The 1,578-nt window shown below is 73.6% G+C and carries 1 protein-coding gene; it reads right to left on the reverse strand.

What is annotated here, in order from left to right:
• Positions 1-11: 11 nt before the first annotated feature.
• Entirely contained in the window at positions 12-1,058 is a 1,047-nt protein-coding gene (locus ABGB16_RS33645) for a LacI family DNA-binding transcriptional regulator (RefSeq protein WP_347672087.1), read from the reverse strand.
• Positions 1,059-1,578: the final 520 nt, after the last annotated feature.

A 1,578-nucleotide genomic window follows, 5' to 3' on the forward strand; every position in this document is an offset into this window, starting at 1 on the left:
GGGGCGGGGCGTCAGGCGGAGGCGCGGCGCACCAGGCGGGTGTCGAGCAGGACGTACGGGGCGGGCAACTCGTCGCCGCGGATGCGGGCCACGAGCAACTGGGCCATCCGCCGGCCCATCTCCTCGATCGGCTGGGCGACGGTGGTCAGCGGCGGGTCGGCGTACCGGGCCACCGGGGCGTCCTCGAAGCCGATCACCGCCACGTCCTCCGGCACCCGCCGGCCGACCTCGCGCAGCGTACGCAGCGCGCCGAACGCCATCAGATCGGAGGCGACGAAGACCGCGTCGAGGTCGGGGCGGACATCCAGCAGACGGCGCATGCCGGCCGCCCCGCTCTCCTCGCCGAAGTCGCCGTACGCGATCAGGTTCGGGTCGAGCCCGACCCCCACGGCCTCGACGGCCTCCCGGTAGCCGGTCAACCGCGCCAGGCCGGCGCCCGTGTTCTGGGCCCCGGCGATCGTGGCGATCCGCCGCCGGCCGCGGTCGAACAGGTACCGCGTGGCGTTGCGCGCACCGCCGGCGTTGTCCACGTCGACGAAGTACGCCGGCTGCGCGCCCGGCTGGAGCGTCCGGGCCGGCCGGCCGCCGAGCACGGTCGGCAGCCCGCGCTCCTCGAGCAGGGTGGGCAGCGGATCGGCGTCGTACAGCGACAGCAGCAACACGCCGTCGACATGCTGGTTGGTCAGGTGGTGCTCGACCCGCTCCCGCTCCACCGGGGACCGCGCCATGGCCAGCCACAGCTGCATCGGCGTCTCCAGCAGCGCCGAGTTGATCCCCCGGACGATCGCGGCGAAGAACGGCTCCGTGAAGGCCCCGCCCCCGGACTCGGACACGACCAGCGCCACCGAGTCGGTCCGCCGGGTGACCAGCGCGCGCGCCGCCCGGTTCGGCACGTACCCCAGCTCCGCGATGGCCCGCTGCACGGCGGCCCGAGCCTCCGGGCTCACCTGGGTTGAGCCGTTGACCACGCGGGAGACCGTGCCGCGGCCGACCCCGGCGCGGGCGGCGACCGCATCGAGGGTTGGACGCCCGAGCGACCGGGTGCGCTGCGTCGTCATCGTCTGCTCCTCCGACAGCCGGCGGCCCCGGTGTCTCCCGCGAATTATCCATCAACGACCAGGCAAAGTAGCTGCACAGCGTGCCTTGCGTTCGTTCGTTGCGATGAGGGTTGGGGCTGGCCGTGCTCGCGCTCGGCTCGCTGGGACGGGGCCGGCCGTGACTGGCGCTCGGTGGTTGCGGTGGGAGTGGCGTCCGCCGTGTCTGGCGGTTCTGTGGCTGCCGTTGGGGTTGACGTCCGCCGTGTCTAGTCCGTCGTTGGTTGCGGTGGGCGTTGGCGTCCGCCGTGCTGGTGCGTCGTTGGTTGCGGTTGGGGTGGGGCCCGCCGTACCTGGTCCGCCCTGGTCTGCTGCGCCGGGTGACCGATCCCCGGGACCGCTGCGGTGGGGGCCGGCCCCGTCCCGGTTGCTGTCCGTCGGTTCGTTTCGGTCGTTGCCGATCCGGCCTCGTTGCGATCCGGTAGCCGTTCGCGCCGCCTGTTCCGTACGCCACGCTCGTTCGGTGGACCGCGCTCGTTCGGTG

This window comes from Micromonospora sp. B11E3, from assembly GCF_039871625.1.
In the GTDB taxonomy this organism is placed as follows: Bacteria; Actinomycetota; Actinomycetes; order Mycobacteriales; family Micromonosporaceae; genus Micromonospora.

Coding starts and splice junctions, on each gene's coding strand:
- ABGB16_RS33645 (WP_347672087.1), bottom strand. CDS start 1,058: ATGACGACGCAGCGCACCCGGTCGCTCGGGCGTCCAACCCTCGATGCG.